At 50.9% G+C, this 24,679-nt stretch carries 28 protein-coding genes; all 28 read left to right on the top strand.

What is annotated here, in order from left to right; all coding sequences use genetic code 11:
- The first annotated feature begins 70 nt into the window (after positions 1 to 70).
- Positions 71 to 1,168 carry a DNA-processing protein DprA gene (dprA, locus tag ACFQ03_RS08575; RefSeq protein WP_379287439.1) on the top strand — a complete coding sequence of 366 codons (1,098 nt, stop codon included), beginning with the start codon at positions 71 to 73 and terminating at the stop codon, positions 1,166 to 1,168.
- Between the two features lie 76 nt (positions 1,169 to 1,244).
- Positions 1,245 to 3,323 (top strand): type I DNA topoisomerase, encoded by a 2,079-nt coding sequence (gene topA / locus ACFQ03_RS08570; RefSeq protein WP_379287437.1) that lies wholly within the window; start codon positions 1,245 to 1,247, stop codon positions 3,321 to 3,323.
- 93 nt (positions 3,324 to 3,416) lie between these two features.
- Positions 3,417 to 4,745 carry an FADH(2)-oxidizing methylenetetrahydrofolate--tRNA-(uracil(54)-C(5))-methyltransferase TrmFO gene (gene trmFO / locus ACFQ03_RS08565; protein WP_379287435.1) on the top strand — a complete coding sequence of 443 codons (1,329 nt, stop codon included), beginning with the start codon at positions 3,417 to 3,419 and terminating at the stop codon, positions 4,743 to 4,745.
- A 68-nt stretch (positions 4,746 to 4,813) separates the two neighbouring features.
- Positions 4,814 to 5,707, top strand: a complete 894-nt coding sequence (gene xerC, locus ACFQ03_RS08560; RefSeq protein ID WP_379287433.1) for a tyrosine recombinase XerC — start codon at positions 4,814 to 4,816, stop codon at positions 5,705 to 5,707.
- 38 nt (positions 5,708 to 5,745) lie between these two features.
- Positions 5,746 to 6,288, top strand: a complete 543-nt coding sequence (gene hslV, locus ACFQ03_RS08555; protein WP_144933181.1) for an ATP-dependent protease subunit HslV — start codon at positions 5,746 to 5,748, stop codon at positions 6,286 to 6,288.
- Between the two features lie 38 nt (positions 6,289 to 6,326).
- Entirely contained in the window at positions 6,327 to 7,721 is a 1,395-nt protein-coding gene (gene hslU, locus ACFQ03_RS08550; protein ID WP_379287431.1) for an ATP-dependent protease ATPase subunit HslU, read from the top strand.
- A 30-nt stretch (positions 7,722 to 7,751) separates the two neighbouring features.
- Positions 7,752 to 8,531: a GTP-sensing pleiotropic transcriptional regulator CodY gene (gene codY, locus ACFQ03_RS08545; RefSeq protein WP_144933178.1), complete on the top strand. Its 780-nt coding sequence runs from the start codon at positions 7,752 to 7,754 to the stop codon at positions 8,529 to 8,531.
- Between the two features lie 258 nt (positions 8,532 to 8,789).
- A complete protein-coding gene (flgB, locus tag ACFQ03_RS08540) occupies positions 8,790 to 9,197 on the top strand; it encodes a flagellar basal body rod protein FlgB (protein ID WP_144933176.1) in 408 nt (135 codons plus the stop codon).
- Positions 9,194 to 9,643, top strand: a complete 450-nt coding sequence (gene flgC, locus ACFQ03_RS08535) for a flagellar basal body rod protein FlgC (protein ID WP_379287428.1) — start codon at positions 9,194 to 9,196, stop codon at positions 9,641 to 9,643. The genes flgB and flgC overlap by 4 nt, the downstream gene beginning before the upstream one ends.
- Before the next feature lie 30 nt (positions 9,644 to 9,673).
- Positions 9,674 to 9,979 carry a flagellar hook-basal body complex protein FliE gene (gene fliE, locus ACFQ03_RS08530; RefSeq protein ID WP_150959634.1) on the top strand — a complete coding sequence of 102 codons (306 nt, stop codon included), beginning with the start codon at positions 9,674 to 9,676 and terminating at the stop codon, positions 9,977 to 9,979.
- Between the two features lie 37 nt (positions 9,980 to 10,016).
- Complete coding sequence (gene fliF / locus ACFQ03_RS08525; protein WP_379287426.1) at positions 10,017 to 11,603, top strand: flagellar basal-body MS-ring/collar protein FliF; 1,587 nt, start codon at positions 10,017 to 10,019, stop codon at positions 11,601 to 11,603.
- 12 nt (positions 11,604 to 11,615) lie between these two features.
- Complete coding sequence (gene fliG, locus ACFQ03_RS08520; RefSeq protein ID WP_379287424.1) at positions 11,616 to 12,635, top strand: flagellar motor switch protein FliG; 1,020 nt, start codon at positions 11,616 to 11,618, stop codon at positions 12,633 to 12,635.
- Entirely contained in the window at positions 12,619 to 13,470 is an 852-nt protein-coding gene (locus tag ACFQ03_RS08515; protein ID WP_379287422.1) for a FliH/SctL family protein, read from the top strand. Before fliG ends, ACFQ03_RS08515 begins: the two co-directional genes overlap by 17 nt.
- The gene (fliI, locus tag ACFQ03_RS08510; protein WP_379287420.1) at positions 13,460 to 14,785 is read left to right on the top strand and encodes a flagellar protein export ATPase FliI; all 1,326 of its coding nucleotides are present in this window, start codon (positions 13,460 to 13,462) and stop codon (positions 14,783 to 14,785) included. Before ACFQ03_RS08515 ends, fliI begins: the two co-directional genes overlap by 11 nt.
- A 7-nt stretch (positions 14,786 to 14,792) precedes the next feature.
- Complete coding sequence (fliJ, locus tag ACFQ03_RS08505; RefSeq protein WP_144933162.1) at positions 14,793 to 15,233, top strand: flagellar export protein FliJ; 441 nt, start codon at positions 14,793 to 14,795, stop codon at positions 15,231 to 15,233.
- A 43-nt stretch (positions 15,234 to 15,276) separates the two neighbouring features.
- On the top strand, positions 15,277 to 16,170 hold the full coding sequence (locus ACFQ03_RS08500) for a MotE family protein (protein WP_144933160.1): 894 nt from the start codon (positions 15,277 to 15,279) through the stop codon (positions 16,168 to 16,170).
- Positions 16,171 to 16,228: 58 nt separating this feature from the next.
- Positions 16,229 to 17,677, top strand: a complete 1,449-nt coding sequence (locus tag ACFQ03_RS08495) for a flagellar hook-length control protein FliK (RefSeq protein ID WP_379287417.1) — start codon at positions 16,229 to 16,231, stop codon at positions 17,675 to 17,677.
- A 31-nt stretch (positions 17,678 to 17,708) separates the two neighbouring features.
- Positions 17,709 to 18,290, top strand: coding sequence for a flagellar hook capping FlgD N-terminal domain-containing protein (locus ACFQ03_RS08490; protein ID WP_379287415.1), 582 nt, complete (start codon positions 17,709 to 17,711; stop codon positions 18,288 to 18,290).
- The gene (locus ACFQ03_RS08485) at positions 18,287 to 18,676 is read left to right on the top strand and encodes a TIGR02530 family flagellar biosynthesis protein (protein WP_379287413.1); all 390 of its coding nucleotides are present in this window, start codon (positions 18,287 to 18,289) and stop codon (positions 18,674 to 18,676) included. Before ACFQ03_RS08490 ends, ACFQ03_RS08485 begins: the two co-directional genes overlap by 4 nt.
- 102 nt (positions 18,677 to 18,778) lie before the next feature.
- Positions 18,779 to 19,594: a flagellar basal body rod protein FlgG gene (flgG, locus tag ACFQ03_RS08480; RefSeq protein ID WP_379287411.1), complete on the top strand. Its 816-nt coding sequence runs from the start codon at positions 18,779 to 18,781 to the stop codon at positions 19,592 to 19,594.
- Between the two features lie 61 nt (positions 19,595 to 19,655).
- Positions 19,656 to 19,877, top strand: a complete 222-nt coding sequence (locus tag ACFQ03_RS08475; protein ID WP_144933150.1) for a flagellar FlbD family protein — start codon at positions 19,656 to 19,658, stop codon at positions 19,875 to 19,877.
- Positions 19,878 to 20,333 (top strand): flagellar basal body-associated FliL family protein, encoded by a 456-nt coding sequence (locus tag ACFQ03_RS08470; protein ID WP_379287408.1) that lies wholly within the window; start codon positions 19,878 to 19,880, stop codon positions 20,331 to 20,333.
- A gap of 33 nt (positions 20,334 to 20,366) precedes the next feature.
- Positions 20,367 to 21,365 carry a flagellar motor switch protein FliM gene (gene fliM / locus ACFQ03_RS08465; protein ID WP_379287406.1) on the top strand — a complete coding sequence of 333 codons (999 nt, stop codon included), beginning with the start codon at positions 20,367 to 20,369 and terminating at the stop codon, positions 21,363 to 21,365.
- On the top strand, positions 21,355 to 22,566 hold the full coding sequence (gene fliY / locus ACFQ03_RS08460) for a flagellar motor switch phosphatase FliY (protein WP_379287404.1): 1,212 nt from the start codon (positions 21,355 to 21,357) through the stop codon (positions 22,564 to 22,566). Before fliM ends, fliY begins: the two co-directional genes overlap by 11 nt.
- 48 nt (positions 22,567 to 22,614) lie before the next feature.
- Complete coding sequence (locus ACFQ03_RS08455; RefSeq protein ID WP_144933142.1) at positions 22,615 to 22,977, top strand: response regulator; 363 nt, start codon at positions 22,615 to 22,617, stop codon at positions 22,975 to 22,977.
- 16 nt (positions 22,978 to 22,993) lie between these two features.
- Complete coding sequence (locus ACFQ03_RS08450) at positions 22,994 to 23,596, top strand: flagellar biosynthetic protein FliO (RefSeq protein ID WP_379287402.1); 603 nt, start codon at positions 22,994 to 22,996, stop codon at positions 23,594 to 23,596.
- Positions 23,593 to 24,369, top strand: a complete 777-nt coding sequence (fliP, locus tag ACFQ03_RS08445) for a flagellar type III secretion system pore protein FliP (RefSeq protein WP_144933138.1) — start codon at positions 23,593 to 23,595, stop codon at positions 24,367 to 24,369. The genes ACFQ03_RS08450 and fliP overlap by 4 nt, the downstream gene beginning before the upstream one ends.
- Before the next feature lie 29 nt (positions 24,370 to 24,398).
- Positions 24,399 to 24,668, top strand: coding sequence for a flagellar biosynthesis protein FliQ (fliQ, locus tag ACFQ03_RS08440; RefSeq protein ID WP_144933136.1), 270 nt, complete (start codon positions 24,399 to 24,401; stop codon positions 24,666 to 24,668).
- Positions 24,669 to 24,679 lie beyond the last annotated feature (11 nt).

The following is a 24,679-nucleotide window of genomic DNA, read 5'->3' as shown; positions in this document are numbered from 1 at the left end:
AACCTTTCATTTCCTATATGGATTTGACGGGTTGCTTTTTTTCATTTTTAAGCACAAGGAGGAACCGGCATTGGATAATAAATCAATCTTGTTAGGGCTTCATGAACTGAAAGGAATCGGTTGGGAAACGATCGAAAAACTGATTATTAAAACCCAAAATTTGGTGGAGCTGCTGGAATGGGGAGATATGGAGTGGAGGGAGGCCGGAATTCGCAGGGATCGGGTAGAGAGTATAAGGAGGGGCTTGACTCAGGAGCGGCTAGCGTCCAGACTGGAGTGGTACCGCAAGGAGAACATACATGTATTGACATTATATGATGAAGCTTATCCATACAGGCTGAGGCATAGTTCACGCCCGCCCTGGGTGCTGTATGCCAAAGGAAATTTGAAGCTGCTGGAGAATCATCATTCCCTGGCGATTGTAGGCAGCCGCACTCCGACCGCGTACGGTAGAAGGGCAGCAACCGAGCTGGCTTATCATTTGTCCGAAGCGGGATTGAGCATTGTCAGCGGACTGGCCAGAGGAATCGACAGCGCGGCCCACCTCGGGGCGTTGGAAGGCAAGGCTAAGACGATCGCCATCCTGGGCACCTCCATTGACCGGGTTTATCCCCCTGAAAATCTTAAATTGTTCAAGAGAATAGAGGAAGAGGGGGTCGTGCTGTCCGAGTATTTCCCGGGCATCATCCATCATCCCGGATTATTTCCGCTGCGCAATCGGGTAATTGCCGGCATAAGTTTGGGCACTCTAGTAGTAGAGGCGGCTCAGAATAGCGGATCGTTGATTACGGCCGATATGGCTTTGGACGAGTCCAGGGATTTGTTTGCCGTTCCCGGTCCGATCTTCTCTCCCAAGAGCCGGGGCACCAACGAGCTTCTTCAAACCCGGGCCAAGATGGTCGTTTGCGCGAATGATGTGCTCGAAGAATATAAGGGCTTTTTCAATATAAAGAACGTTTTGCATCCTGCGGATTCTCCTAAACCCGAACCGGAGCTGACGAAGGAAGAGCGGCGAATCCTTGGGCTCATTTCGTTCGAACCGACGACGATTGACTATCTTTTGGAGCAAAGCGAAACAAATTTTGGACATTTGCATACAATTCTGTTATCTTTACTAATGAAAAAAAAGATTGCACAGCATGCAGGCTCGGCGTATGTATTAATATAGCGGCAAGATCATCAGATTGCCTGCAAGAGATAAAGCACATATAATAAACCTGTTTACAGAGGGGAGGAAGATGCGCATGGCAGATTCGTTAGTTATCGTCGAATCACCGGCAAAAGCGAAAACGATCAGTAAATATTTAGGCAGCAAATATATTGTCAAAGCATCTATGGGCCATATCCGTGATCTTCCCAAAAGTCAGATCGGAGTAGAAGTCAAGCGTAATTTTGAACCGAAATATATAACGATCCGCGGCAAGGGCTCCGTGCTGAAGGAATTGAAGGACGCCAGCAAGAAGGTTAAGAAAATTTATCTGGCGGCGGACCCTGACCGGGAAGGGGAAGCGATTGCCTGGCATCTGGCGCATTATCTGGAGTTAACGGATAACGAGCCGTGCCGCGTCGTGTTCAACGAAATTACGAAGCAAGCGGTTAAAGATGCCTTCAAATCACCGCGCCCGATCAATAAAGACCTGGTGAATGCCCAGCAAGCGAGAAGAATTCTTGACCGCCTGGTCGGTTATAAAATCAGCCCGCTTCTATGGAAGAAGGTCAAGAAGGGATTGTCGGCCGGCAGGGTTCAATCGGTAGCCGTCAAGTTGATCAATGACCGGGAGAATGAGATTAGAGAGTTCATTCCGGAGGAGTATTGGTCGATCACGGCCATGCTGCAAGCCGGCAAGCAGTCCTTCGAAGCGAAATTTTACGGGATAGGCGGAGAAAAGCTGGAGCTTGGCAACGAAGAAGAGGTCAACCGGATTCTGAAGATGATTGAGGAGTCCAGCTTCGTTATTAAGGAGGTTAAGGAGAGGGAGCGTCAGCGCCATCCTTCCGCCCCTTTTATTACAAGTACACTCCAGCAGGAAGCGGCCCGCAAGCTGAATTTCCGGGCGGCCAAGACGATGTCCGTCGCGCAGCAGCTATATGAAGGGATTGAGCTGGGCAAGGAAGGAACGGTCGGTCTGATTACGTATATGCGTACGGACTCCACACGGATATCCCCGGTAGCCCAGGAAGAAGCTAAGGAATATATTCAGGGGAAGTTCGGCGATGCTTACGCTCCGGAAAGCCCACGCAATTATACTAAGAAAAACAGCGGCGCCCAGGACGCGCATGAGGCGATTCGTCCAAGCTCCGTCCTTCGTTCTCCGGACGAAATCAAGTCTTATTTGAGCCGGGACCAATACCGCCTATATAAATTAATTTGGGAACGGTTTGTCGCCAGCCAGATGACCTCGGCCGTATTGGATACGATGACTGTGGACATACAAGCCAACGAAGCGGTTTTCCGCGCCGTAGGCTCCAAAGTGAAGTTTCCGGGCTTCATGAAAGTATACGTAGAAGGAAATGACGACGGGACGACAGAGGAAGACCGGCTTCTGCCTCCTTTGCGTAAGGACGATGTGGTGGAACGCGTCGGAATCGAGCCGAAGCAGCATTTTACGCAGCCGCCGCCTAGATATACGGAAGCCCGGCTGGTAAGGACGCTGGAGGAGTTGGGAATCGGGCGTCCGAGCACCTATGCCCCCACACTGGAAACGATCCAGAAGAGAGGATATGTAGCTCTCGAGGACAAGAAGTTCATTCCGACAGAACTGGGAGAATTGGTCGTTGAATTGATGGAGGAATTTTTCCCGGAAATATTGGATGTAGAATTTACGGCCAATATGGAGGAAGAGCTGGACCACGTGGAAGAAGGGAAGGAGGATTGGGTTAAGGTTCTGGACGAATTTTACCAATCCTTCGAGAAGCGGCTGGAGGTAGCCGAAGAGGAAATGAAGGAAGTCGAGATTCAGGACGAGGTCTCGGATGAAATTTGTGAAAAATGCGGCAAGCCGTTAGTATACAAAATGGGGCGGTTCGGCAAGTTTCTCGCCTGCTCCGGATTTCCGGAGTGCCGGAATACGAAGCCGATCGTCAAGGACATCGGGGTAGTTTGCCCCAAATGCAAGGAAGGCCACATCGTAGAAAGACGCAGCAAGAAAGGCCGGATTTTTTATGGTTGCAACCGGTATCCGGAGTGCGATTTCGTCTCTTGGGACCGGCCGGCGGGACGCGATTGCCCGAAATGCGACTCGATGCTCGTTGTAAAAAATACAAAAAACGGGCAGCACCTCCAATGCGTGCAATGTGATTTTAAAGAGGAAGTGCCGGAATAAGTCTTGCGCGAAACTAAGTTCTCTGGAGCTTAGTTTTTCGTCTTCTTTTCCGGGGTGCTGCGAACCGTAAGGAATTAGGAGGAGGTTGGGATCATGTCCAATGATAAACCAGTCACTGTCATCGGAGCAGGACTAGCGGGCAGCGAGGCCGCATGGCAAATTGCCCGCCAGGGAGTTCCGGTTAAACTGTACGAAATGAGGCCGGTCCGCAAAACGCCGGCCCATATCACCGATAAATTTGCCGAGCTGGTCTGCAGCAACTCTTTGCGGGCTAATGGATTGACCAACGCGGTGGGCGTGCTGAAGGAGGAGATGCGGAACCTGGATTCGCTTATTCTGGCGAGTGCGGACAAGCATGCGGTTCCGGCAGGCGGCGCGCTTGCGGTGGACCGGGACGGGTTTTCGGGAGAGGTGACCTCCACGCTCCGCAATCATCCGCTGATTGAGGTCGTTAATGAAGAAATCAGCTCATTGCCGGAAGGAATAACAGTGGTCGCCACAGGTCCGCTTACTTCTCCGGATCTGTCGGAGCATCTGCGGTCGCTTATGGGAGAGGAATATTTATACTTTTATGATGCAGCCGCACCGATTGTTGAGAAAGATTCCATCGATATGGATAAAGCCTTCATAGCTTCCCGGTATGACAAAGGGGAAGCCGCCTATATCAATTGTCCCATGGATGAAGAGCAATTCGAAGCTTTCTATGAAGCGCTGGTTACGGCGGAAGTGGCGCCGATCAAAGAGTTTGAGAAGGAAATTTATTTCGAGGGCTGCATGCCTATCGAAGTGATGGCTAGCAGGGGCAAGCAGACGATTTTGTTCGGTCCGATGAAGCCGGTGGGGCTCGTCGATCCGCGTACGGGCAAGCAGCCTTATGCGGTCGTGCAGTTGAGGCAGGATAATGCAGCCGGAACGCTGTATAATCTGGTCGGGTTCCAGACCCACTTGAAATGGGGGGAACAGAAGAAGGTCTTCTCGCTCATTCCCGGACTGGAGCAGGCGGAGTTTGTCCGATATGGGGTTATGCACCGCAACACTTTCATCAATTCACCGAAGCTGCTGCGTAACACTTATCAATTTGTCCGCCGGGACAATCTGTTCTTCGCCGGGCAGATGACCGGGGTGGAAGGCTATGTCGAATCGGCGGCTTCCGGCCTTATTGCGGGAATCAATGCGGGCCGAATGGCCAGGGGTGAGGACTGTCTTGTTTTCCCTCTGGAGACGGCCTTGGGCAGCATGGCAAAGTATATTACGACGGCGGACTTTAAGCATTTTCAACCGATGAATGTGAATTTCGGATTATTCCCGCCGCTGGATGAGAAAATCCGCAACAAGAAAGCCAAGTATGAAAAAATAGCCGAACGCGCAATTCGAACTATTCAGAATTTTTCGCAAAGCACAGGCCTGGTTGCTTGTAAGTAAAAGCTTAGCTGTGATACGATAGTATCTGTTTAGTATCTTTAAAGGCTCTGATATCGGAGGTTGACGTTATGACAATGCAAGCGTGGGTGGACGGTTTCCTTCGATATCTGGAGGCGGAGAGGAACGCTTCCCCGCATACATTGAACAACTATGCCAAAGATTTGCAGCAATTCGTGCTTTTTCTGGAGCAGCAGCAAATCGACAGCCCGGCCACCGTGACGTATTTGAATGTGCGGATGTTTCTGGCCAAGCTGAATGAACAGGAGTACGCGAAGCGAAGCGTATCCCGCAAATTATCCGCATTGCGGACATTTTATACTTATTTGCTGAGGGAGGGGCTTGTAGAGTCCAGCCCTTTCAGCTACATAAGAACTCCCAAGCAGGACAAGAAGCTGCCGAAGTTCCTTTATGTGGAGCAGATGGAAGCTCTTCTCGGAGCGCCGGATACGGACACTCCGATCGGACTCAGAGACCGGGCGATTATGGAACTGCTCTATGCTAGCGGAATACGGGTTAGCGAGTTGGTCCGGCTGGACCTGTCTTCCATCGATCTGGACAATGGAATCGCCCTTGTCTATGGCAAAGGGGCGAAGGAGCGGTATGTCCCAATCGGAGAGCCGGCGGTGGATGCGATCCGGATGTATACGGAACAGGCCAGGGAAGCGCTGGTCAAAGCAGGCGATGAAGACGCGCTGTTCGTCAACTATGCCGGCGGCCGCCTGACGGACCGCAGTGTGCGCAGAATGCTGGATAAATATATTACCCAGGTAGCCGGCGTACAGAGCATAAGTCCGCACATGTTCCGCCATTCCTTTGCCACTCATATGTTGGAGGCGGGAGCTGATTTGAGAACGGTGCAGGAGCTTCTGGGGCACGTCAATTTATCGACGACCCAGATTTATACGCATGTAACCAAGGATCATCTGCAATCGATCTATAACAGTGCCCATCCGCGCGCTTGATAGGAGCGTATGATGGATTATTTAAAGGGAGTGAGTGCATGAGCGAATTTCATGCGACGACGATTTTTGCCGTTCGTCATAAAGGCAAAGGGGCCATAGCGGGAGACGGACAGGTCACGTTCGGCAATAGCATGGTCATGAAGAACAAGGCGAGGAAAGTCAGAAGACTTTACAGGGGGAAGGTCGTGGCCGGGTTTGCCGGATCGGTGGCTGACGCGATCACTTTATTCGAGAAATTCGAAGGCAAGCTGGAAGAGCATCATGGAAATCTGCAGCGGGCCGCCGTAGAGCTTGCCAAGGAATGGAGATCCGACCGCGTTCTGCGCAAGCTGGAGGCGATGATGATCGTGATGGATGATCAGGGGCTGCTACTTATTTCCGGCAATGGAGAGATTATCGAGCCTGATGACGGCATTCTGGCCATCGGCTCCGGAGGCAGCTTTGCCCTGGCGGCCGGCCGTGCTCTGAAGAGATACGCTTCCGATATGGAAGCTTCGGAAATCGCGAAGGCGGCTCTCGAGATGGCCGCTGAAATCTGTGTCTACACAAATCACAATATTATTGTCGAAGAAATCGGGTAAGGCAGTTAACTATGCGAGAGAAATCAGGAGGGTTGTTTATGAGCGAATCTTCCCTAACTCCTAAACAAATTGTAGCGGAACTCGATAAATATATTATAGGGCAGAAGAAGGCGAAGAAATCAGTAGCTGTCGCCTTGAGAAACCGGTATCGGAGAAGCCGTCTCGACGAAGCGATCCGGGACGAAATCGTGCCCAAAAACATACTGATGATCGGGCCGACGGGAGTCGGCAAGACGGAAATTGCAAGAAGAATCGCCAAGCTGGTCAAGGCGCCGTTCGTCAAAGTGGAAGCGACCAAATTTACGGAGGTCGGGTACGTCGGCCGCGATGTGGAATCGATGGTCCGTGATTTGGTGGAAACCTCGATCCGCATGGTCAAAGTGGAAAAGACGGAGAAATTGAAGGACAGAGCGGAGGCGCTGGCCAATGATAGAATCGTATCGATACTCGTTCCTTCCGGCTCCAAGAATAGAGGGCAGCGCAATCCATTGGAAATGCTGTTCGGACAGCAAAACCAGAGCCAGCAAGAACAGGAGACGAGGGACCCCGCCGTGGATAACGAGAGAGAAGCGGTTAAGAAGCGCTTGTTGAACGGCGAACTGGAGAATGAAACGATAGAAATCGAAGTGGAGGATCATGCTCCTTCGATGTTTGATATGCTGGGCGGACAAGGCAACGACCAGATGGGCTTTAATATGCAGGAGATGTTCGGCAGTCTGCTTCCGAAACGGACGAAGAAGAGGAAATTGCCGGTCAAGGAAGCGCGCAAAGTCCTTATTCAAGATGAAGCCCAGAAGCTTATGGACATGGACGAGGTAATCCAGGAGGCTGTCCGCCGGGCAGAGCAGACCGGGATTATTTTTATCGACGAAATAGACAAAATCGCCACTCCTAACCGCGGCCAAGGCCCGGATGTATCCCGCGAAGGAGTGCAAAGGGATATTCTGCCTATCGTGGAAGGCAGCACCGTCATGACCAAATACGGCCCTGTGCATACGGATTACATTTTGTTCATTGCCGCCGGGGCATTTCATATAGCGAAACCATCCGATCTGATCCCTGAATTGCAGGGGCGGTTTCCGATACGGGTCGAGCTCAACAACTTGACGCTCGATGACTTCGTGTCGATCCTGACAGAGCCGAAGAACGCGCTGACGATGCAGTATACGGCGCTTTTGGAAACGGAAGGAATCCGGGTGGATTTTACAGAAGGAGCGATTCGCGAAATCGCTGCTATTGCCGTGGAAGTTAATCAAAATACCGACAATATCGGTGCCAGAAGATTGCATACGATTCTGGAGAAGGTTCTGGAGGATCTGTCCTATGAAGCATCGGACATCCACTTGGAGCAGATTTCCATTACCCCGGAATATGTGCGAGAAAAGCTGGGGGAAATTGTAAAAAACAGGGACTTAAGCCAGTATATTCTATAAGCAAGGCCCGAAATTATGGAGGCTTCAGTAATGACGCTATTGATAAAAACAAGAAGATTGAACCGCCTGCTGCAGAAAGCGGCAGGCAAACCTGTCAGCTTTATGGAAATGGCAGAGGTTCTGCGCGATACTATACAGGCCAATCTTTATGTGGTCAGCCGCAAAGGGAAAATTCTCGGATTTGCCCAGATTGAGACGATGGAATCGGAGAATCTGAATGAGATGATTCACCAGAAGCAGAGATTTTCCGAAGAAATTAACACATTATTGTTGAAAATTGAGGAGACGACCTCCAATGTCGATGAAGAAAGCATCTATCATTACTTTATCGAACAAATCGAACATATGTTTGGTCATCGTCAGATGACCGTTATTCCCATTGTTGGGGGCGGGGACCGTCTGGGTTCACTGGTGCTTACGCGTAAAGAGGATGCTTTCGGGGACGAAGATTACATACTGGCGGAATACGGGGCTACCGTCGTCGGAATGGAAATTTTCAAGGTGCGGGCCGAGGAGAATGAAGTTCATGCCCGCAGCAAAGCCATTGTAGACGTGGCTGTCGCCTCCTTGTCCTATAGCGAGCTTGAAGCGGTTGATCATATTTTCGAGGAATTGGATGGGGACGAAGGACTATTGGTCGCCAGCAAAATTGCCGATCGTGCGGGGATCACCCGTTCGGTTATTGTTAATGCTCTTCGCAAGCTGGAGAGTGCGGGTGTCATCGAAACCAGGTCGCTCGGCATGAAAGGAACTTACATAAAAATCCTGAATGATCAATTAATTTTAGGTCTTGAAAAAGTGAAAGTTTAAATATTTGTCAGAAAAATCGAGCCTAAAGTATCATTGAAACAGTAATAAATCCCTATTTACCATGAAAGTCCTGTCGAAAGATGGGACTTTTTTCTTATTGTAATTAATTCCAGTTTTATTCATTATTAGAGATGTTTTGATATGGATCGAAATTTGTCACATTCGTATATAATTTTTTTAAAGGATGTCGAAAAAAAAGAGGAGTTAACAAACATTTGTTGAATAAGATTATCTAGCTTGGAGAGTGAGGTTAGAGAAATGGAACTATTAAATTCGTCAACTTTTAACTTGATGGAGCGTTCGCTGAATGCTTCGGCCTTGCGCCAGCAGGTGATTTCGAACAATATCGCGAATGTGGACACGCCCTTCTTCAAGCGTTCCGATGTTCAATTCGAGGAACTGCTGCAGAATGAGTTGAAGGCACCATTCTCCATTGAAGGATTCAGGACCGATCCCAGACACTTTGTCATAGGTCGATCTTCTTATCCCGCTCCGCAAATTACTAAAGACTCAGAGACAGCCATGAATAACAATATGAACAACGTCGACATCGATGCGGAAATGTCCTTGCTGGCCAAGAATGTTCTAAGGTATTACGTCATGAGTCAGCAGGTCGGCCATGAGATTAAGATGGCCAGAACAGCATTAGGAGGGAGCAGCCGATGAAATTGACAGGAGCTTTCGATATTAGCTCATCTGCATTGACGGCCCAGAGACTCAGAATGGATGTGATATCGTCCAACATCGCCAATGCGGAGACCAACCGCGGTAGATTGGTGGATGGGAAATGGGTCCCGTACAGCCGAAAGATTGTCACTATGGAACCGAAGAGCAGTCAGCCTTTTGCCCATTTTCTGAACTCTGCTATGGAGGGGGCGGCAGGGGAAGGAGTAAAAGTAACGAGAATTACCGAGGATTCAACTCCACCTAAGCTGGTTTACAATCCAACCCATCCCGATGCGGATGAAAATGGTTATGTACATATGCCCAATGTCGATATCTTGAAGGAAATGATCGACATGATCTCGGCCACCCGATCCTATGAGGCCAACGTAACAGCGTTAAACGCTTCCAAGTCCATGATTACGAAGGCTCTGGAAATAGGCAGATAGGCCGACAGATAGTTGAAAGGGGGGACAATGATGATAGATCCGGTAGTACTAAACGCTCAATCCGCTAGTTCGCTGATACCGGGTTCCAAGACCCATACGGGAGCTCTGGAATTGTCGAAGCAGTTCGACCAGTTTTTGAAGGGGGCTATCACCGATCTAAACCAGCAGCAGCATCAGGTGGACCAATTGAACGAGCAATTCATAGTTGGAGAAATGAATGACGTTCATCGGCTGATGATCGCCTCGGCAAAAGCGGAATTAGGCTTGCAGCTGGTGGTGCAGGTTCGAAATAAAGTAGTGGAGGCCTATCAGGATGTTATGAGGATGCAGCTCTAATTCCAGTAAAACGGTAAACGTCGGATGAGGTGAGTAAGTGAACGAAACGGTTCTCCAGTATGTCAATCGAGGAAAAGAATTTTGGGGCAGATTTAGCAAAGGTCAAAAAATTACGATCATCGCCACTATAGCACTGTTGATATTAACTTTGGTTTTAGTTACATACAGCTTGTCCAAAACAGAATACGCCACTGCCTTCACAGATCTGCAGCCCGCAGATGCAGCGGCCATAAAGAAACATCTGGAAGATAATAAAATTCCATACCGCCTTAGTGATGACGGCAAATCGATTGGAGTGCCGCGGAATATGGTCTCCACCGTGAAAATCGAAGTTGAGTCCCAGGGGCTTAACCAGAACGGCAGCATTGGTTATGGAGCTTTCCGGGAAAATAACGCTTTCGGCACGACGGACAACGAATTCAGCATCAAGAAGCTGGACATGATCCAGGGAGAATTACAGCAGCTCATCAATTCCAATACGGCAGTTGCCAGCTCCAAGGTTGTAATCAACCTTCCCGAAGAAACGGTGTTTCTCCGCGATGAGCAGGATCAGCAGTCGACCGCATCCGTAGTTGTCAATTTGAAGCCAGGCTACCGGCTGGACCAGAACAAGATCGACACGATGTACCAACTGGTATCCAAGAGCGTCAAAAATTTGCCGATTGAAAACATAGCGATTTCAGATCAGAACGGGGATTTGCTCCCGTACTCCAAAAATAACGACAGTCAGTTCACTTCCGCAAACGCGGCGGCGATGCAGTTCGAAATCAAACGGAAATTCGAACAGGATCTCCGCAAGGACATCAAAGAAATTCTGGGCGGTATTCTCGGTAAAGACAAAGTGATTCCGATGGTCATCGCCACGATGAACTTCGACAAGAGAAGCACAGTCGAGAATCTGGTCACTCCGGTCAATACGGAGGAGCAGAGAGGGATAGAAATCAGCGTTCAGGAACTGCAAAAAACATATACGTCCAATGGAGCCGATACTGGCGGAGTGCCGGGAACCGGCCCGACCGATATCCCCACTTACCCGGGCAGCTCGGCTGCCGGCTCAGCCAATTCCGAAGAAATGCAGAGGACCGTTAACTACGAGGTTAACCGGATCACCCAGCAAATTGAATCCAGTCCATTCACTGTAACGGATTTAACCATTTCTGTCGGCATTGAACCACCGGATCGGAATAATCCCGAATCCTTTACCCCGGAAGCAAGGGAAGCCATTGAACAAATCCTCATCAGCGTTGTCAATGCATCGCTTGCAAACAGCGGAAGGACCTTCACTCCGGAAGAGCTGGCGAGCAGGGTCCATGTCTTCGATCAGACTTTCGCCGGGCCACAAGAGGTTAATCCCGCTTCCAGCGTGAACTGGTATTGGATCGGCGGAATTGCAGCGGCAGTGCTGGCATTGGCCGGACTAGGCGGATACTTCATCTCCCGCAGACGCAAAGCGAATGAGGAAGCCGCTGAAGAAGCTTATGAAAGCACAGCGATTGAATATCCGACCATCGATCTTGAAAATGTGACCAACGAGAATCAGATCCGCAACCAACTCGAAACCTTGGCTAAGAAAAAGCCCGAAGAATTTGTTAATTTGTTAAGAACCTGGCTGGTTGACGAATAGAGGTGTGCACGATTGGCAAAAGCAGCAGCACAACAAGGTTTGACAGGCAGGCAAAAGGCGGCCATTCTTCTCATCAGCTTGGGGCCTGAAGTATCCGCTCAAATCTTCAAGCACCTGAGAGAAGATGAAATCGAACAATTGACGTTGGAGATAGCCAACGTGCGTAAAGTGGATGCCTTGGAAAAGGAATCGATTTTGGCCGAGTTTCACCAGATTTGCCTGGCACAGGAATATATTTCGCAAGGCGGTATTGCCTACGCCAAAGAAATATTGGAGAAGGCACTGGGACCGCAAAAATCGATCGACATCATCAACCGGTTAACGGCAACGCTTCAAGTCCGCCCGTTCGATTTTGCAAGGAAAGCAGATCCTGCCCAAATTTTGAACTTTATCCAGAATGAAAATTCGCAAACCATCGCTCTGGTCCTATCTTATTTGCAGCCGGAGCAGTCTTCCATCATCCTGTCGGCGCTTCCACAAGAGAAGCAGGCGGATGTGGCCAAGAGAATTGCATTGATGGACAGCACATCCCCCGAGGTTCTCACCCAGGTGGAGCAGGTGCTCGAGAACAAGCTGTCCGCAACGGTGACCCAAGACTACACGTCAGCGGGCGGTATCGAATCGATCGTCCAAATCTTGAACGGCGTCGACCGCGGAACGGAACGGACCATTCTCGATTCCCTGGAGGTACAGGATCCAGAGCTGGCTGAGGAAATCAAGAAGAGAATGTTCGTCTTCGAGGATATTGTCAATCTCGATAACCGTTCCATCCAGCGGATTATCCGCGACATCGACAACAGCGATTTGCAGCTGGCTTTGAAAGTGGCCAGTGAAGAAGTCAGAGACGCGATCTTCAGCAATATGTCCAAGCGGATGTCCGAAACGTTCAAGGAAGAGATGGAATATATGGGTCCTGTCCGGCTCCGTGATGTAGAAGAAGCACAGACCCGGATTGTGGCAACGATTCGCCGCCTGGAAGAATCCGGAGAAATCATCATCGCACGCGGTGGAGGAGATGATATCGTTGTCTAGATTGATCAAACCCGGAGGATATATAGCGCTTGACGACACCAAATTGATTAATCCGACGTTCGATCTTGGCAAATGGTACGGCAACGGCGCCTCCAGAACGGATCAGGCTCCTTATACGGAAGAGGAGCAGCTGGAAATCCAACAGGCCAAGCAGCTGAAAGAACAGATTCTGCAGGACGCAGAACAGCTGGCGGAAGCCCGGATTCGCGAAGCGATGGAAGCGGCCGAACAGATCAAGGCCCAGGCCAGACAAGAAATCGACTCCTGGTGGCAGGAGCAGCGCCGTCTGGATCTGGAGGAACGGGAGCTTACCCGGAAGCAAGGCTACCAGGAGGGTTATGATTCCGGCGTTCAGCAGGCCACTGCCGATATTCTCCAACAGTATGAACAGCAGATGGCTGAAGCGAAAACGATTCTGGAGCAAGCCTACGAAACCAAGAAGCAAATTATTCGCGATGCTGAACCGTTCCTGATCGAGCTAAGCTGTGCCATAGCCGAGAAGATCGTTCATCAGCAGCTTACGGTCTCCCCGGAATGGATCGTTTCGATGACCCGGCAGATGCTTGTCCGCACAAGGGAGAGAGGCACCATTACATTGTGCGTAGCTCCCGAGCATTTCGCTTATATCCAGGATGCCAAGGACGAATTGCAAATGGTCGTCGATTCACAGGCTGAGCTGGTGATCGTTCCCGATTCGTCCGTCAGGGATCAAGGCTGTGTTGTCCGTTCGGAATTCGGCAGCATCGACGCCCGGATTGAAACCCAGTTAACCGAAATCAAGAACGCTTTGCTCCAGGCGGCGGTTTCCCAGGATGGTGTTCCCGATGAAGGCTAGCGGTCCGCAAGCCGGCAAATACATCGACTTCCTTCGACAATTAGATCCGGTCCCGGTCTTCGGTAAAGTGACTAAAGTCATAGGTCTTACGGTGGAGGCCGAAGGTCCCGATGCGAATATCGGAGATGTCTGTCTGATCCATCCTCCCAAATCCGATAAACCGCTTAAAGCGGAGGTCGTAGGCTTTCGCGGCAACAAGGTCATTCTCATGCCGCTCGGCGACCTGCACTCGATTGGTCCCGGCTGCGATGTCGTCAGTACCGGGAAGCCTTTAAGCGTTCAGGTAGGGTACGAATTACTCGGCAAGGTTCTGGACGGACTGGGCCAGCCGCTGGACGGCTCGCTGCTTCCTCTGCGAATGAGTCAATATTCGACGAACAACAGCCCCGGCAATCCGCTGATGAGACCGCGAGTTCTGCATCCCATCAGCGTCGGAATCCGGTGCATCGACGGTCTGCTCACGATTGGCAAAGGCCAGCGGGTCGGCATCTTCGCGGGATCCGGTGTCGGCAAGAGCACCCTGATGGGCATGATCGCCCGTAATACTTCGGCAGATGTCAATGTCATCGCTCTGGTTGGAGAGCGCGGACGGGAAGTCCTGGACTTTATCGAAAGAGATCTCGGTCCGGAAGGCTTGGCCAAATCGGTTGTCGTTGTTGCTACTTCCGATCAGCCGGCGCTCATTCGGATCAAGGGCGCGTTAATTGCGACCAGCATTGCCGAATATTTCCGCGATAAGGGCCTGGATGTCATGCTCATGATGGATTCGGTCACCCGCTACGCCATGGCGCAACGGGAAGTCGGCTTGGCCATTGGAGAACCCCCGGCTACCCGCGGCTATACTCCATCGGTCTTCGCCAATTTGCCCAAGCTGCTGGAACGTTCAGGCACAGGGCCCAAAGGCTCGATAACCGCTTTCTATACCGTCCTGGTGGACGGAGACGATATGAACGAGCCGATCGCGGATGCCGTCCGCGGGATCCTGGATGGGCATATTGTACTGGACCGGCACCTTGCTAACAAAGGCCACTATCCCGCTATTGACGTTCTGGCCAGTGTAAGCCGGGTAATGAAGGAAATCGTTCCTCCGGAGCAGCAGGAAGCTGCCGATTTTCTGAAAAAACTGCTATCTGTTTATAGAAGTTCGGAGGACCTGATCAATTTGGGGGCGTACCAGAGCGGAACAAATCCAGAAATTGATCTTTCTTTGCAATTTATTTCAAAAATCCATGAATTTACAACGCAAAAGACCGACGAGAAGGTCTCCTATGAGGAAACTGTCCAAAGACTGATTGGTGAATTTCATAAAGGGTGATGATTGAATGCCGTTCAAGTTTGCCTTTCAAAAAATCGTGGACTTAAAAACAAGCGAAAAAACGCAAGCGGAATGGACCTTGTCCAGCGCCGTAGGCGAGCTGAGGAGCCAAGAGCAGAGTCTGCATCAGCTTCGGCTGGAGAAGCAGCGCATGCAGGACCGGATATCCGCGGAGTCGGCAGCTCAAACGACCGTCTCGCAGCTGATGATCTATCAGTCTTATATGGAACACATCGACCATAAAATCAGCGAGAAATATAAAGCAGTGACGGCCGCACAGAACAATGTCGACCGTAAGAAAGAAACGCTGAATTTGAAAATGATGGAGGAAAAGATCTGGCTTAACGCAAGGGACAAGGCGAAGCAGCGATTTATGTTCGAGATGCTTAAGAAGGAACAGGATGCCTTGGATGAGATGGCGTCTGTCAGACACCTGAGGACCTTGTGAAGCCGACGGCAAATTCTTGAGAAGCCCTTAAGGGGGGAGAGCCTTGGATACCGATTTAGAAAAAGCCGAGTTAAGCGCATTTGAACGAATTTTTTATTGGGTTCTCATTCCGGTCATTTTTACGGGGATTCTGGTGCTGGTTTACATGTTCGTCTTTGATAATGAGTTTAAACAGAAAATTCACGGAGCGGCAACCGGCATACCTGTGATCGGCGGCTGGTTTGCAAAGTCGGAAAGTGACGGGGCCGCGGATCGTCCGGCCGAGGAAGAAACGGACAAGGACGAACAAATTAAAGCTTTGCAGCAGCAGCTGTCCGAGAAAGAGGCAGAGCTGCAGCAGGCCGTATCGTCGGACAACGATAAGGAGCGCCAGATTGAAGAGCTTAAGGCCGCCTTGGCATCGATGAATGAACAGATGGAAGAGCAGCGTGCCGGGGACGAGGAATATGAGAAGCAGATTCGCCAAACGAGCTCGGTATACGCCAAGATGAGTCCAAGCAAAGCGGCCGTAATAATGGAGAACTTGACCAATCAGGAAAGAGTACTCTTCTTAAACGAAATGAAAGCAGAAGAGAGGACCCGGATTCTGGAGAAGATGAATCCGCAAATTGCAGCGGAAACGAGCATCGCCCTCAAGGATGCCGTCCTGGCCAAGGATACACAGATCGCCGCTCTGCAAGAACGGGTCAGAGCAGCGGAAGAAAAGTCGTCCGCGGCCGTTCCGAAATTGTCGAGCAGCGATCTCGGATCCACCTTCGCCAATATGGATGCCAAGCAAGCGGCGAAGCTGCTGCTGGAGATGAATGCGGCAAGTCCGGACAAGGTTGTGGATATTCTCAATGCGACAGATAACGAATCCAGATCGCGGATTATGTCCGAAATGTCCAAAGAGAACAGCAAGCTGGCGGCTGCCATTCTGGGCAAGCTCGTTCCCTAGGCGAAGTCGCAATAGTGTTTTTCCCTAGCTTCCTTAATGAAAGGAGGTGAATACATAGATGGAAATGAATGCTGTAATAGTACAGAACGCTGCAGCTCCTGCTTCTTCCTCAGGAGGAAGCTCTACTGTATCGGGAAACGCCGGTGGCGGCTCCTCAAGCCCATCCTTTGCAGGCACATTGGGCCTTGTCATGAATGTAGCAGAGGCGGGCCAAGCGGCAGAGACCCAGAAACCAATCGTTCTTCCCTGGGTCCAACCGTGGACAGCAGAAGAAGAATCGGGGACTGTGCAAACGGACGAGGAACAGCAGGCGATGCTTATCGCCATGATTGGGCAGTGGCTGGAACAACCGGAGCAGTTGGAAAGCTTGATGAAGGAAGAAGCGTTTAGCCAATGGTTCCGTCAAGCCGAAGAGCTGATTAAGGCTCTGGGAGGACCAACGGCCTCACCTGATGCAGGCCGACAAGACTTGGCAAGCAGCACGGAAGAAGGAATGCCTGTTCGGACATGGACGTCCGCCGAGCTCAAGTCGATTCTCGAATCGTTCACCCGGCTGGTTCAACAGCATCCGGACAGCGGACTGGTCGAGCAGTTGAAGGAGAAATTGGGCGAGCTTGTTCTGGCTTCCCAGGCGATGCGCAAGCCGGAATCGTCCATGGCAGATCCGAAAGCCGCTTCCGATGATACGGTGCAGCAGAACCCGCAGGTGCAAGTCCCTGAACGTGCAGCATCGACCCATGCCGACCCATCGTTCGCAGGAGAACGCCAGGCACAGTCTGGCAGCCAAGTTAATCCGGGGAAGGCAGAGCCTGTTATGGGCCAACTGATTTTCCGGGTGCCGTCGGAGCCGGATGTGCTTTCCCGTCTGGAGATGATCGCAGGCCGGAGCGGCAGCCTGGAGCGGCAGATGTCGGTTGGCTCGGAGATGACGAAGGGAGCCGAGCCGGTTACGGCAGCGGCCGCCGACACTGTTGCGGTCGCTGCTGAATCCATGCCAAGGAATGAAGCGCCGCGGACAGTTTCGCACCCTTCCTTGCCTCAGGAGCCGATACCCGCAGAACGATTTGCCGGTGAGATGAGCCGCTTCGTGCTCAGAAGCTTCACCACAGGAGCTTCCAACGGCTTCTCGGAAGCCCGTTTGTCCCTGTATCCCGAGCATCTGGGACATGTCGATGTGAAGCTGACCATGCAGCACGGCCAGTTGACCGCCCAGTTCATCGCTCACACACTGCTTGGCAAAGAAATGTTGGAAGCCCAGATGTCCCAACTGAGAGCTCAATTGCAGTCTCAGGGAATTCAGGTAGAACGGATGGAAGTGACCCATTCCAATTCCTTCAGTTCACATTTATTCCAGGATCAAAGAGACCGCCCTTCCCAACAACCTTATTACCAGCAGTCCAAGCGGAGCGCTGATCGTTACGAGGAGGATTGGTCCTTGGATTCCGCGGAATGGGCTGATGTCCGGGCCTCGGTATACGGCAGTAACGGGTTTGATGTGACTGCCTGACGAATACGACAACCTTCCGGGAGGTGAAAGCGTGTCTGATGCTATAAGCACGAGAAATATATGGCCGTATTATTCCAGCAACAATACCTTCAATACTGCTGAAAAAAATGATTCGCTCGGCAAAAATGAGTTCCTGAAAATATTAATGACCCAGCTGTCGAATCAGGATCCGATGCAGCCGATGCAGGATCGCGAATTTATCGCGCAGATGGCCCAATTTACCGCTGTGGAGCAGATGACCAATATGGCGGCGGATATGAGGCTGCTGCGGCAATCGTTAGGGATGGCCTCGGCGCTGATCGGCAAGGAAATCCAGTGGATAACACTGAATGACAAAGGCGAGAAGGTCACCCAAAGCGGAGTGGTTACAGCACTTACCTTCAAAGACGGAGTGCAATACGCAGTAGTCGGCGAGCATTCCATTTCGATGGACCAGATCATCCAAATCGGTCAGCCGGGGGAGGAGAATCCGCCGGATGAGGTGGAAAACCCCGGAGGCGGCGAGGAAGAGACTCCTGGTGACGTAGAGGAGCCCGATGAGGGCGGAAGCACTCCGGGAGGCGGCGACGAACCTGAAGAAACGGGGAACGGTTCCCCGGGGAACGGCGTATGAACGAACGATTTTCGATAAGCCAGCTATATCCTCATGCGATACCGCCGGCTGCACCACGCAGCTCCGGCAAGTCCCCGGTTACTGAAAGACCGGGTGCCGCATCGTTTCAGAATGCCCTGGATCAAGAGCTGGTCAAGTTTAGTCATCACGCGGAGGTTCGTCTGAAACAGAGAGGGATCCGAATTCAGCCGGAACAGATGGTGCAGATAGCCAATGCCGTTGATAAGGCTGCTTCCAAGGGGGCGAAGGATTCGCTCATTATTATGAAAAATGTCGCCTTAATCGTAAACATCAACAACAAAACGGTCGTAACGGCGTTGGACGAACATTCCATGAAGGACAACGTGTTTACCAAAATTGACAGCGCGATTGTTCTTTCAACGTAGGCCGGCCCTACTTATCTGGAGGCCTAAGGCCGCAGACCGATTGAAGCGGCCTGCCAACGCCGGGCCGGGAATCATTCCACAAGCTCAAGGAGGAGAAACGCTATGCTAAGATCCTTGTATTCCGGTGTTTCCGGTATGCGCGGTTTTCAAACAAAGCTGGACGTCATTGGAAACAACATTGCTAACGTGAATACGGTGGGCTTCAAAGGCAGCCGGGTCATGTTTCAGGATATCCTCAGCCAAACCGTGTCGGGAGTTACGGCTCCCGGAGACGAGCGGGGAGGAGTCAACGCCAAGCAAATTGGTCTGGGAGTAGCGATTTCCGCCATCGATACTCTTCACACACCGGGTAGTGCCATGACGACCAACGAACCTCTCGATTTAAGAATCAACGGAGACGGCTTTTTCGCCGTTAAAGTTTCGGAGGATCAGGAGGTTCCTTACTTGACCCGGGCAGGGGATTTTACACTGGATGCGAACCGTAATCTGGTAACCAAGAGCGGGCTGTTCGTCTGCGGAGTCGGCGGCGATCCGATCCAGCTGGATGAAGATATCGTTGCCTTCACCATTGGTCAGGACGGCAGAATCGTGGCCATTAACGGTGATGGGGAACCGGAAGAAACCGATTTTCAAATCGGGGTCGTCAAAGTTACCAATCCGGGCGGTCTGGAGAAAATCGGCGGCAGTCTCTATCGGACAACCCCTAATGCCCATGCGGAAGATATTGAAGTGGTTGAGCCTGGAGATGACGAAGCAGGCACCGGAGCGATCATCGCCGGTCAGCTCGAGATGTCCAATGTGGATTTGACCGCGGAATTTACGGAGATGATTGTAGCGCAGCGCGGTTTCCAGGCCAATTCTCGAATCATAACCACTTCCGATGAAGTGCTTCAGGAAATCGTCAACTTGAAACGATAAATCTTTTAGAGAATAGGGGGGCGGTTCCCCGCCCCTGCTGATTCTCTGCGGAGGGAATGCTTTGATTACCGTAACCCGTTTGAACGGTAAGCCTATTACGTTGAATGCTTTGTTGATCGAGACCATCGAGGAAACCCCGGATACGATGATCACGCTGATCACCGGCAAGAAAATCATGGTACTCGAGACCGTTCCGGAAACCGTGAGCAGGGTTCAACAATATGTGCAGTCGATAGGCTTGATAAGCAGTCAACTATTACGGACGGATTCGGGGGGAGTTTAGGTGTTAAAAAGCAAAGTTTTTCAAATCGTCGTTGCGATGCTGATCGTTGTCACTTTGATTCTCACCGCTTCCGTTTTGATATGGAACCTGATGGAGCAGAAGAGCTCCAAGGAAGTGAAACCAACGGAAGCGGCAGAGCAAGTGCCGGCCGCTCAAATCAAGGAAATGACCTACTTCCTGGATGAAATCCTTACGAATCTGGGAGAGAGCAGCCGTTTTGTCAAAGCAGGCTTCGCTTTTGAAATGACTACGAAGAAAGCCAAAGAAGAAATCGAGCAGTTGGACTTTAAAGTAAGAGGAATTATTAATCGGACTTTTGCCGAAATGACACCGGAACAAATTACGGGAGAGAAGGGTCAGGACCACCTTTCGACCGTATTGATGGATAAAATTAATCCTTTCTTGCACGATGGGAAGATCAAACAGGTATGGATCACTGAAATGGTGTTGCCATAGGTTTAATGTTTTTTGGTTAGGGGGGTGGCTGTAATGGTAGATGTACTATCGCAAAATGAAATTGACGCCCTGCTGGCGGCATTGTCGTCCGGCGAAGCGGATGCGGAAGAGCTTAAGAAGGAAGATACCCAGAAAAAAATCCGGTCCTACGATTTTAAAAGAGCTACCCGATTGTCCAAAGATCATTTGCGCAGCTTGACGCGAATACACGAAAATTTCGCCAGGTATTTGACAACGTACTTTTCCACCCAGCTCCGGACCTTCGTTCAGATCAACGTAGTGCAGGTAGAGCAGCTTCCTTATGACGAATTCATCCGTTCCATACCGAAGATGACCATTCTGAATATTTTTGAAGCGGAGCCGCTGGAAGGCCGGATGGTGCTGGAAGTTCACCCCAATATCGCGTTTGCAATGCTTGATCGCCTATTAGGAGGGTTGGGGACATCCCCTTCGAGGGTGAACGCGCTGACGGAGATCGAGTCGATTATCATGGAACGGATTTTCGGCCGGGCGCTGGAATCATTGAAGGATGCCTGGAAGACGGTGGTCGATCTGGAGCCCCGTCTGGAGACATTGGAGACGAATCCGCAATTTATGCAAATTGCTTCGGCGAACGATACGATTGCGCTTATTTCTCTGAGCACCAAAATCGGCGATACCTCCGGAATGATCAATATTTGTATTCCTCATGTCGTTATTGAACCCATCATGCAACGGTTGTCCGTCCACCATATGTTCGTCACCCAGAAGAAGGCGAAGTCGAATGAGGAGTCGGAAATCCTGCAATCCAGGGTGAGTAAGGCCAAGCTTCCGATTATCGCGGAGCTGGGTCATTCCCGGATCACGGTTCGCGAATTCCTCGGACTTGCGCAAGGAGACGTCATTACGTTAAACAAGCTGGTCGGCGAAGGGTTGGCGATCAGAGTAGGGGAGAAAGTGAAGTATGTTGGAATCCCCGGAACGGTTAAGGGCAAAGCCGCCGTTCAGATCACGGATATTGTAAGTGAAGGAGTGGAAGAGGATGACGAATAACAAGGATTTTCTGTCTCAGGAAGAAATCGATGCCCTGTTAAACCAATCGGTAAACAGCCCCGAAGATGAAGCTGAAGCGAACATCGATGATTATCTGACAACGATTGAACAGGACGCCTTGGGGGAAATCGGCAATATTTCGTTCGGCAGCGCAGCGACGGCACTGTCCACATTGCTGGGCAAGAAGGTGGATATTACCACTCCCAAGGTGAGCGCGATTTCCAAGAAGAAGCTGAAGGATGAGTTCCCGAAGCCCCACGTTGCTGTACACGTCAATTACGTGGAAGGGTTCAACGGAGTGAATCTGCTCGTCATCAAAACCCGCGACGCCCAAATCATTGCTAACCTGATGATGGGGGGAGACGGTAAGGGACCGGAGGAGGAACTAAGCGAATTCCATATCAGTGCTGTACAGGAAGCCATGAACCAAATGATGGGGTCTTCCGCGACCTCCATGTCTACGATCTTCAACCGGTTCGTCAATATTTCTCCTCCGGGCATCGATATTCTCGACTTGAGAGACCCGGAGGGCACGGAGAAGCTGCCTGACGAACAAGTATTCATTAAGGTTTCCTTCCGATTGACGATCAGCGATTTAATCGATTCAACGATCATGCAGCTTCTGCCTGTAGCGTTCGCTAAGGAAATGGTCGCCATGCTGATGGGATCCCCTGAACCGGAACCGGCCGTTCAGGAGCCGCAGCCGGCAGTGGAACAGGCTATGGTAGAGTCCCAGTCGGCAGCGGCTCAGCCCCGTATGGAGCAGACTCCGGCCGCCGCCGCATCGACCGGTACGGATCCGGCTTATGCTCCGCCGCATCAGTCTGCCGTACCGCCTGCCGCAGGTCCTGCAAATTATGGCAATGTGCCTGTACGCAACGTTAATGTTCAACCCGTACAGTTCAGCAGTTTTGACCAGATGTCCTCTGTTCAGTCGGAAGACTCGAATTTGAACCTGCTGCTGGATATTCCGCTGAAAGTGACGGTGGAGCTCGGAAGGACGCAAAAAGCGATCAAAGATATTCTCGATTTATCCCAGGGCTCCATTATCGAGCTGGATAAGCTGGCCGGCGAGCCGGTGGATATTCTGGTTAACAACAAGCTGATCGCCAAAGGCGAAGTAGTTGTCATTGACGAGAATTTCGGCGTCCGTGTCACGGATATCGTCAATCCGATGGACCGTATACAGAAACTGCAATAATACCATTGCATTACATCAATAAATCATGTGAAGAGAGGATTGTTAGTTATGGCCAACCGTATTCTAGTAGTTGATGATGCAGCTTTCATGAGAATGATGATCCGGGACATTCTGACCAAGAACGGATATGAGGTTTGCGGTGAAGCCAATGACGGCTTCCAGGCAGTGGAGAAGTACAAGGAGCTTAAGCCGGATCTGATTACGATGGATATTACGATGCCGGAAATGGACGGTATCCAGGCGCTTAAGGAGATCAAGTCCTTCGATCCGAACGCGAAGGTGATTATGTGTTCGGCTATGGGGCAGCAGGCGATGGTTATCGATGCTATCCAGGCAGGGGCCAAGGACTTTATCGTGAAGCCTTTCCAAGCGGACCGAGTGATCGAAGCGATCAAGAAAACATTAGGTTAGTGCAGAAGTGATAAATATGAAAGGGACATGCGGTCGGGTTGGAAGCAGTCTAGCCGGCAAGATCTGTCCGGGAACCCTGGGGCTGCTTATGGTTGGCTTGATGTGGGGTTCCCGCTGTTTCGCCGAAGGCGAAGAGGACGGACTGTCCTACAACGGATTCGGCATGGCGGTCAAAGTGATTGTCTATCTAGTCCTAATTATCGGTTTATTTCTTATCATAATTAAGTGGATGGCTCAAAAAAACCGGGGTTTTCTTCCCGGACGCACCATTAAAACATGGGGAGGCGTACCTCTCGGCCAGAACAAATCGGTTCAGATTGTGGAAATCGGACATTCATTGTATGTGCTGGGAGTCGGAGAAGAGATCCGGCTGCTGCACAAAATAGACGACCCGGAAGAAATAGAGTTTATCCGCAGTCAAAGTACGGCCGGACAGCCTGAAATGAAGGGAATCTCCCAAATCAGAAAATGGTTTGAGCCCAAAAAAAATGAGGACGAAGCAATGACTTCTTTCCAACAGATGTTCCAGCAAAAGATGAATCAGTTATCCGGCCGCAATGATAAGGTCGAGCAATGGATTCATAATGAAAACAAAACGGATCGGTCGGATGAACGATGAAAAGAATTAAGAGGCTTGCGGTTCTGGGTGTCATTCTGCTGAGCTCCTTCCTGTTCCCGGGCCAGAGCTTTGCCGAAGAGGGAGACACGCTTCCTATTCCCAACATCAATATAGACATCGGCAGCGGAACGGGTGATCCCGCCGGAACGGCCAGTACGGTCACGATCGTTCTGCTCATTACAATATTAAGTCTGGCTCCGGCCATACTCGTTCTTATGACCAGCTTCACACGGATCGTCATTGTGCTTGGGTTTGTCCGAACTTCTTTGTCAACCCAGCAAATGCCTCCTAATCAGGTGCTGATTGGTCTGGCCTTGTTCTTGACCCTGTTCGTCATGTCTCCGACACTTGCGGAGATCAACAAAGTGGCTTTCCAGCCATATATGGCCGGGGAGATCACACAGAACGAAGCCTTGAGCCGGGCGGCTCTCCCGCTGAAGGAATTTATGGGCAAGCACACCCGAGAAAAAGATTTGAAGCTGTTTCTGGATTACTCCCGTGCCGACAGACCGACCGGGATCGCGGATACTCCGTTGACCGCTCTTATTCCCGCTTTTGCGATCAGCGAGCTGAAATCGGCTTTTCAGATGGGTTTCATGATCTTCGTGCCGTTTCTCGTGATCGATATGATTATTGCCAGCACGCTGATGTCCATGGGGATGATGATGCTTCCCCCGGTCATGATCTCGCTTCCGTTCAAGGTTCTGCTGTTTATTCTCGTGGACGGTTGGTATCTGGTTGTCAAATCGTTGTTGGTCAGTTTTAATTCCTGACCGTCAACAAGCTTACAGGAGGGAAACCGATGGCTTCAGATTTTGTCATACGGCTGGCGGGCGAAGCGGTATATACCGTCTTGAAAGCCAGTGCTCCCATGCTGATTGTCGCACTGGCCGTAGGTTTGGCGATCAGCATCTTTCAGGCGACCACCCAAATTCAGGAGCAGACACTGGCGTTCGTTCCGAAAATCGTTGCGGTCTTGTTGACAGTGCTTCTGTTTGGACCGTGGATATTGACCACGCTGGTCGACTTTACGTTTAATTTGTTCAATAACTTACATAAGTATATCGGTTAGGGCTGGGGAAA

Source organism: Paenibacillus residui (assembly GCF_042677205.1).
Taxonomy (GTDB): domain Bacteria; phylum Bacillota; class Bacilli; order Paenibacillales; family NBRC-103111; genus Paenibacillus_L; species Paenibacillus_L residui.
The sequence above is the reverse complement of the archived record's forward strand: the minus strand, read 5'-3'. Positions and strand labels throughout refer to the sequence as shown.